Genomic DNA, 7079 nt, shown 5'->3' on the forward strand with positions numbered 1-7079 from the left:
CGGGCCGTCAACCGCCAGCAGCATCAGTCGGGTCATGCGTTTCATTTTCATTATGATTCCTGGTGTTTCACGGGGGAAGGATAGCGGGCGAACGCCTCTTGCTCATCCAGGGTTTGATGGTTACGGATATAGCGCGTTGATGCGCGCTGAAACGGCTGATAGTCCCAGTTCGGAATGGCATCCCGCCCGGCGACCTGGGTCAAAAACAGCCGTTTTTGCTGACTGGCGAGCACCTGTTGGTAGAGGGCATCGAGATCCCAGCGCCCCCGGATTTCATCGACGAACGCCTGCACGACCGTTTGGTAATGCGCATTCGCCGCCAGGTTCACCCGCTCATGGGGATCGTCGCGTAAATTGAACAGCTGCGGCGCCTCGCTGGCGGAATGAATGTATTTCCACTCGCCCCGGCGAAACATCAGCATCGGCCCGAGCGCGCCCTCGGCCAAATATTCGCTCACCGCACCGTCCGGCCCAGGCAGCCCCTGGAGATGCGGCACCAGGCTGTTGCCGTCCAGCGGGGCGATGGCCTGCGCTTTGCGATCTTCGCCGCTGGCAAGCTCGACAAGGGTGGGTAAAAGATCCACCAGCGATACGCTTTCGCTGACCCGACGGGCCGCGAAGCGCGCGGGGTTATGCACGATTAACGGCACGCGCACGGCGTTCTCGAAGAAGTTCATCTTGTACCACAGGTCGCGCTCGCCGAGCATTTCCCCATGATCGGCAATCACCACCACCACGGTATTTTCGGCCAGCCCCGTCTCTTCGAGGGTGCGCACCATTTCGCCAAAGCAATCATCAACGTAGGCCAGGGCGCCGTAGTAGGCGTGGCGGGCGCGCCGAATATGCTCATCGTGGATCAGGCCCGGCTCCAGCTGATACATGGCGCGCATCCGCGCCGAATGCGCATCGTCTGCAATATCTTTGCCGCGCGTGACGGGCATATCGATATCTTCCTGCGCAAAGCGATCGAGGTAGCGTTTGGGTATCGCGAAGGGATCGTGGGGATGCGTTAGCGAAAGGAGCAGCATAAACGGCTGCTCTTCGGGGCGACGGGCGGCGTCATACAGGCGCTGGCGGGCGAGGAATAACGCCTCGTCATCGAAATCGAGCTGGTTGGTGCGCACGCACTCGCCGGCTTCCAGCACCGAGCTCATGTTGTGATACCAGTCGAGACGGCGTTCCGGGTGCTGCCAGTCCGGCGTCCAGCCGAAATCGGCGGGGTAGATATCCGTTGTCAGCCGTTCGTCAAAGCCGTGCAGCTGATCGGGGCCGCAGAAGTGCATTTTCCCCGACAGCCAGGTGCGGTAGCCCTGTTCGCGCAGATAATGGCAAAAGGTCGGCGAGTCGGCGTGGAACTCGGCGGCGTTGTCATACACCTGGTTACGGGAAATATACTGCCCGGTCATCAACGATGCTCGCGATGGCGCGCACAGCGGGCTGTTGCAATAGGCGGAATCAAATACCACCCCTTCACGGGCTAATTTATCTATATTTGGCGTCAGACTAACGTTATTCCCGTACGCTCTTAAGGCGCTGGCGGTTAACTGATCGGCCATCAGAATAACGATATTCGGTTTATTTATAAGCATGACCTACCTGCGAAGTAAAATAATTAATAAAACGTGTTAGCCTTATCTCATGTATCAACAGGCCCTGTGAAGGGGCTATTTTTTTATCATGGCATAAGGTGAATTTATGGCAGGGAAATTACAGCTTCCGCCTTTACAGGCGCTGGTGGTATTTGAAGCGGCGGCGCGTTTAGGTAATTTTACCGCTGCCGGAAATGAACTCGGGCTATCGCAGCCGGCGGTCAGTCAACGTATTCAGATGCTGGAGAATCTGGTCAATTCACCGCTATTTGAACGCCGTCATCGCGGCGTTCAGCTGACCGAATCCGGCAATAGTCTGTATCTCATCGTCCGCAGCAGCCTGCTGGAAATCAGCGAGCAGCTCGAACGCACGCGCCTGCAGCGTAATGTCCTGCGCATCGATACCGATATGGGTTTTGCCAGCTACTGGCTCTTACCCCGTATGGAGAGGCTGCAGGCGCTCATTCCAGGGGTGGAGGTACAGATAACCACCTCACCCAACGACTATAACCTTCGCGACAGCAGCGCGGATCTGGCTATCTATTTTGGCCAGGGCAACTGGGCCGGAACGCAGAACCAGCGGCTGTTCCCTGAAATTGTCATTCCCGTTTGTAATCAAAAGATTAAGCAGGAAATGGCACCAGCCGCCTCCCCCGAATCGCTGCTGAGTTTTCCCCTGCTGAAGCTGCCCGAATCCCGGCCCCAGCGCTGGATGACGTGGGAAGACTGGTTCCGCCAGCATCAGGTGCACGGGCAGCACCAGGCCGCCTCCCGGACCTTCAACGCCTATTCCCTGGTGATCCAGGCCGCTCTGGAAGGCCAGGGGATCGCCCTTGGCTGGCAGCCTCTGATCGCGCCGTTTCTGGCCAGTAAGCAGCTGGTGCAGTGCGGCCCGATGCACCGTACCGAACGCGGCTATTACCTGATTTCCGTCAATGCTAAACCCGCATCAGCGCAGCAGGAAAAGGTCAAGGCGTGGTTATTGGATGAAGCCTGGAGTTTTCACTCTTCCGGTCAGCTAATCGCAGAAAACAAATAAGCTAATGCAGAAAACGCATATTGATTTAATAAAATACATTAGCGCCACCGACGGTTTTATATGTTAGCTTTTTAAGGCCACCCTAAAATAAATGCGACGCCATGTTACAACCTATATTTGAGTTACGATCCGTTAATAAAAATTATTATTCGGCCGGGAATAAACGTCTTTTCTCAACGACGCCCAAAAGCGCGGCGATTAATGCCTTGAGCGATATCAATTTAAAGATATATGGCGGAGAAATTTTTGTCATTGTCGGCCTTTCCGGCTCCGGCAAGTCGACGTTGCTGCGCACGCTTAACCACCTGCTTCCGGCCAGTTCCGGCTCGGTGATATTCCAGGGTAAAACGCTTTCCACTCTCCGGGAGTCCGAGCTGATCGCCCTGCGTCGTCGCCATATCGGCATGGTTTTCCAGTCGTTCGCGCTGTTTGACGAACGCAGCGTGCTGGATAACGTGGCGTTCGGCCTCGAAGTGGCCGGCGAATCCCGGGATGTCCGCTATCGGAAAGCTCGCGACATGCTGGCAAAAGTCGGGCTTGGCGACGTTGCCGAGCAGTATCCGCCTCAGCTTTCCGGCGGCATGCAGCAGCGGGTCGGTCTCGCGCGCGCGCTGGTCATGGATCCCACCGTGCTGTTAATGGATGAAGCATTTTCCGCGCTCGATCCGATTATTCGCCGTGACATGCAGACGCTACTTCTGTCGCTACAGGCGGAATCCCGGCGCACGATCGTCTTTGTCACCCACGATATGGAGGAGGCGCTGCGCCTCGGTACGCGTATTGCGATTATGGAAAAAGGCAGGCTGGTGCAGGTTGGCAAACCGGAAGAGCTGATCAACGCGCCTGCGACCGCGTATGTTCAACACTTTTTCTCCGGAGTCGACGTTTCGCGCTGGCAGCTCGCCGAAAGCTATGCCGATATCTGGACAGCGCGTCAGGAGCCATCATGAGCTACCCCCTCGATTTTAGTCGTCAGATTGACGCCGCCGTGCAGCGCCTGCTGGTACACGCCGGCGGCGGCTTTGACGGTTTCGCCCATGCTATCGACAGCTTCGCCGGGGGCATCGAGAGCGTAATAAATGCGCTTTCGCCGTGGGGGCTGGTGATTATCGCGGTCTGGCTCGGCGCGTGGCGAATTGGCAAAAGTTTCGCGCTGTTTGCCCTGCTTGCTTCGCTGTATATCATTTACAGCGGCTACAGCGAGCACGCGGCGGTGACGCTGGCGCTAACCCTGTCAGCCACGTTTTTCAGCCTGCTGATCGGTATTCCGCTCGGGATCTGGAGCGCGCGACGCGCGGCTATCGGCAGCATCATTCGCACCGTGCTTGATTTTATGCAGACCATGCCCGCCTTTGTATACCTGATACCCGCGACGATTTTGTTCGGGCTTGGCCGCCCTCCGGGGATCTTCGCCACGATTCTGTTTTCTATGCCGCCGGTCGTGCGCCTGACCGATTTAGGCATTCGCCAGGTTAACGCTTCGCGCATCGAGGCAGGCATCGCCTTTGGCTGCACGCCGTGGCAGCTGCTATGGAAAGTGCAGCTGCCCGCCGCGCAGCCCTCGATTATGGCCGGCGTGAATCAATCGATCATGATGGCCATGTCGATGGTTATCATCGCCTCGATGGTCGGGGCCGGCGGGCTGGGTAACGATATTTTGAGCAGCATTCAACAGCTGGAGATTGGCACTGGCCTGCAGAGTGGTTTCGTGGTGGTGCTGATTGCCATCCTGCTGGATCGGCTCTCCGCAAGCTTTGCACGACGCGGCGAGCCTTCTGGCGCCCGAAGGACGATTCTCGGCGGACTATTTCGGCTCAGGTCAAAATAAAGCTCTTTGTATCATGCCCCGACGGGGCAAACCTGTCGCACTCCCGGCAGCCTGGATCGCGATGCTGCCGGGAAGGAGGTGTTCCGTTACAGGAACGGCTTCACGTCGCCGACGCCTTCACGCACGACGATCGGCGCATCTTCGGTCAGATCGATAACCGTGGTCGGCTGCTGGCCGAGATAGCCGCCGTGGATAATCAGATCGACCAGCTTCTCCAGCCGATCCTTAATCTCTTCCGGATCGGACTCGGTGAATTCGCTGCCCGGCAGCATCAGCGAGGTGGAGAGCATCGGCTCGCCCAGGGTCTCAAGCAGCGCCTGGGCAATCGGGTTCGACGGCACGCGCATGCCGATGGTTTTACGCTTTTCCTGCAGCAGACGACGCGGCACCTCTTTGGTCCCCTTGAGGATAAACGTGTAGTTGCCCGGCGTGTTGTTTTTAATCAGGCGGAACGCCACGTTGTCGACAAACGCGTAGGTCGAAAGCTCGGAGAGATCGCGGCACATCAGGGTGAAGTTGTGGCCATCCGGCAGCTGACGAATGCGGCAGATCCGCTCCATCGCGCCCTTATCTTCAATCTTACACCCCAATGCGTAGCCTGAATCCGTAGGGTAGACAATCACCCCGCCTTTACGCACGATCTCCACCGCCTGGTTAATCAACCGCGCCTGCGGGTTGTCCGGATGGATGTAAAAAAACTGGCTCATACTTCCCTCTCAATTTTATTCTGCGGCCGTTTCCCAGCTGTGCCAGATCCCTTCTACACCTGCGGGTAGCCAAAGTTTACGGCCCAGCTCAATCCACGGGCAGGGCTGATGGAAATCAGAACCCTGGGAGCCCAGAAGACCAAACTGGACGGCATACGCGGCGAGCTGCGTGCGCTCGTGCGGCGCCTGCTGACACTGGGCCAGCTCCATGGCATCGCCACCCTGCTCGCTAAAGTGGGCCAACAGCCTTTTCAGCCACTTGGCGGAGAGGTCATAGCGCCCGGGATGGGCGACAACCGCTTTGCCGCCAGAATGATGAATGACATCAATCGCTTGTTTTATTGTACACCACTGCGGCGGAACGTAACCGGTTTTCCCGCGGGCGAGGTATTTTTTGAAAACATCGGCCATATTGCCGGCGTGGCCGGCTTCCACGAGGAAGCGGGCAAAATGTCCGCGGGTTACCGCCCCGCCGTCGGCAAGCTTCATCGCCCCCTCCCACGCGCCGGGGATCCGCGCCTTATCCAGACGCTCGGCAATCATCTGCGCCCGCAGCTGGCGGCGCGCCTTCTGCTCATCGAGCAGGGCCAGCATGGCCGGATGCTCAATATCAATATTCAGGCCCACGATATGAATTTCATGGTTTTCCCACAGGGTGGAAATCTCCACCCCGGTCACCAGCGTCAGCGGCAGGCCGGCGCGGGCAATTTCCGCCCGCGCGGCGGGAATGGCCGCCACGGTATCGTGATCGGTAATCGCCAGCGTGCCCACCCGCATCTGGTGGGCACGATGGACAAGTTCTTCTGGAGTCAGCCGCCCGTCAGAGGCGGTGGTGTGGCTATGCAGATCGTAAATCACTGCGTAAAGGGTATCGCTCAAGGTGACTCCTGCTGGACATGGACTTAAATAAGCGCATTATCATACCGACTCGCGGAGAAAATCTGCAAACAGGGGTTGACATTATTCCTCTGGACTAGTTAACTAGTACGCAAGTTCACATGAAGGGGTATCACGATGAAAACGCAAACTATCACTCTGCACGGCTGGTGGCGCACCTCCTGATAACGGGCGGCGTGATCGCGTTTTGCACTCAGCATACAGATACCCGGCCCGCCAATGAGCGGGCTTTTTATTGGACAAATTATTATACCGAACAGGCGAGAACAATAATGCAAACATCAAAACCGGCACTCGAGCTTCTCACCAGCGACGCCATCTATCGCGAAAACCCGACGGCGCTGTTCCACCAGCTGTGCGGCGCGCGTCCGGCAACCCTGCTGCTGGAATCTGCGGATATCGACAGCAAGGATGACTTAAAGAGCCTGCTGCTGGTTGACAGCGCGCTGCGCATCACCGCCTTAGGTGACACCGTCACTATCCAGGCACTTTCCAGCAACGGCGCATCGCTGCTGGATTTACTCGACAACGCCCTGCCTGCGGGCATCGAAAATCTGCGTCAGCCGAACGGCCGGACGCTCACCTTCCCCCCGGTCAGCGCCCTGCTGGATGAGGACGCGCGCCTCTGTTCCTTGTCGGTCTTTGACGCCTTCCGCCTGCTGCAGGAGCTGGTCACCGTGCCGCACGACGAGCGCGAAGCGATGTTCTTCGGCGGCCTGTTTGCCTATGACCTGGTGGCCGGTTTCGAAAACCTGCCGCCGCTGGAAAGCGACACCGCCTGTCCGGACTACTGCTTCTACCTGGCCGAAACGCTGCTGGTTATCGATCACCAGAGCAAAAGCACCCGCATCCAGTCGAGCCTGTTCACGCCGCTGGCGAGCGAAAAGCAGCGTCTGACGCAGCGCATCGCCCAGCTTCGCCAGCAGCTCAACGAGCCGCCGGCACCGCTGCCGGTCACGACGGTCGAGCATATGACCTGCGACTGCGACCAGAGCGACGACGAGTACGGCGCCGTGGTC

The 7079-nt window shown here is 58.1% G+C and carries 7 protein-coding genes, 1 pseudogene and 1 other annotated feature; of the genes and pseudogenes, 5 read left to right on the top strand and 3 right to left on the bottom strand.

The features are described 5' to 3' along the window. Positions 1 to 50 precede the first annotated feature (50 nt). Entirely contained in the window at positions 51 to 1589 is a 1539-nt protein-coding gene (gene betC, locus PFH44_RS22985; protein ID WP_241721660.1) for a choline-sulfatase, read from the bottom strand. A gap of 106 nt (positions 1590 to 1695) precedes the next feature. Here betC and PFH44_RS22990 point away from each other — a divergent pair, with 106 nt between their 5' ends. The 3 genes from PFH44_RS22990 to PFH44_RS23000 all read left to right on the top strand — a co-directional run bounded on the left by PFH44_RS22990 (position 1696) and on the right by PFH44_RS23000 (position 4456). Next, positions 1696 to 2628 carry a LysR substrate-binding domain-containing protein gene (locus tag PFH44_RS22990; RefSeq protein WP_283826266.1) on the top strand — a complete coding sequence of 311 codons (933 nt, stop codon included), beginning with the start codon at positions 1696 to 1698 and terminating at the stop codon, positions 2626 to 2628. A gap of 206 nt (positions 2629 to 2834) precedes the next feature. Beyond that, entirely contained in the window at positions 2835 to 3578 is a 744-nt protein-coding gene (locus tag PFH44_RS22995; RefSeq protein WP_283826267.1) for an ATP-binding cassette domain-containing protein, read from the top strand. Further along, a complete protein-coding gene (locus PFH44_RS23000; protein WP_283826268.1) occupies positions 3575 to 4456 on the top strand; it encodes an ABC transporter permease in 882 nt (293 codons plus the stop codon). The genes PFH44_RS22995 and PFH44_RS23000 overlap by 4 nt, the downstream gene beginning before the upstream one ends. Positions 4457 to 4542: 86 nt before the next feature. On the opposite strand, the gene PFH44_RS23005 is transcribed toward PFH44_RS23000, so the two are convergent. After that, positions 4543 to 5163, bottom strand: a complete 621-nt coding sequence (locus PFH44_RS23005) for an L-threonylcarbamoyladenylate synthase (protein WP_045855053.1) — start codon at positions 5161 to 5163, stop codon at positions 4543 to 4545. Between the two features lie 15 nt (positions 5164 to 5178). After that, the gene (rnm, locus tag PFH44_RS23010; protein ID WP_045855052.1) at positions 5179 to 6042 is read right to left on the bottom strand and encodes an RNase RNM; all 864 of its coding nucleotides are present in this window, start codon (positions 6040 to 6042) and stop codon (positions 5179 to 5181) included. 135 nt (positions 6043 to 6177) lie between these two features. Here rnm and trpL point away from each other — a divergent pair, with 135 nt between their 5' ends. Then, on the top strand, positions 6178 to 6225 hold the full coding sequence (trpL, locus tag PFH44_RS28030) for a trp operon leader peptide (RefSeq protein ID WP_115193975.1): 48 nt from the start codon (positions 6178 to 6180) through the stop codon (positions 6223 to 6225). Further along, positions 6202 to 6297: a sequence feature (Trp leader region), on the top strand. (Overlaps the previous gene by 24 nt.) 35 nt (positions 6298 to 6332) lie before the next feature. Beyond that, positions 6333 to 7079 (top strand): annotated as a pseudogene (locus PFH44_RS23015) (anthranilate synthase component I); the annotation flags it as partial.

The organism is Klebsiella sp. Ech2A, assembly GCF_030078455.1.
In the GTDB taxonomy this organism is placed as follows: Bacteria; Pseudomonadota; Gammaproteobacteria; order Enterobacterales; family Enterobacteriaceae; genus Klebsiella; species Klebsiella terrigena.

What these genes read in the sequence shown, in the direction of transcription:
- betC (WP_241721660.1), bottom strand. Translation starts at nt 1,589, where the DNA reads ATGCTTATAAATAAACCGAATATCGTTATTCTGATGGCCGATCAGTTA.
- PFH44_RS22990 (WP_283826266.1), top strand. Translation starts at nt 1,696, where the DNA reads ATGGCAGGGAAATTACAGCTTCCGCCTTTACAGGCGCTGGTGGTATTT.
- PFH44_RS23000 (WP_283826268.1), top strand. Translation starts at nt 3,575, where the DNA reads ATGAGCTACCCCCTCGATTTTAGTCGTCAGATTGACGCCGCCGTGCAG.
- PFH44_RS23005 (WP_045855053.1), bottom strand. Translation starts at nt 5,163, where the DNA reads ATGAGCCAGTTTTTTTACATCCATCCGGACAACCCGCAGGCGCGGTTG.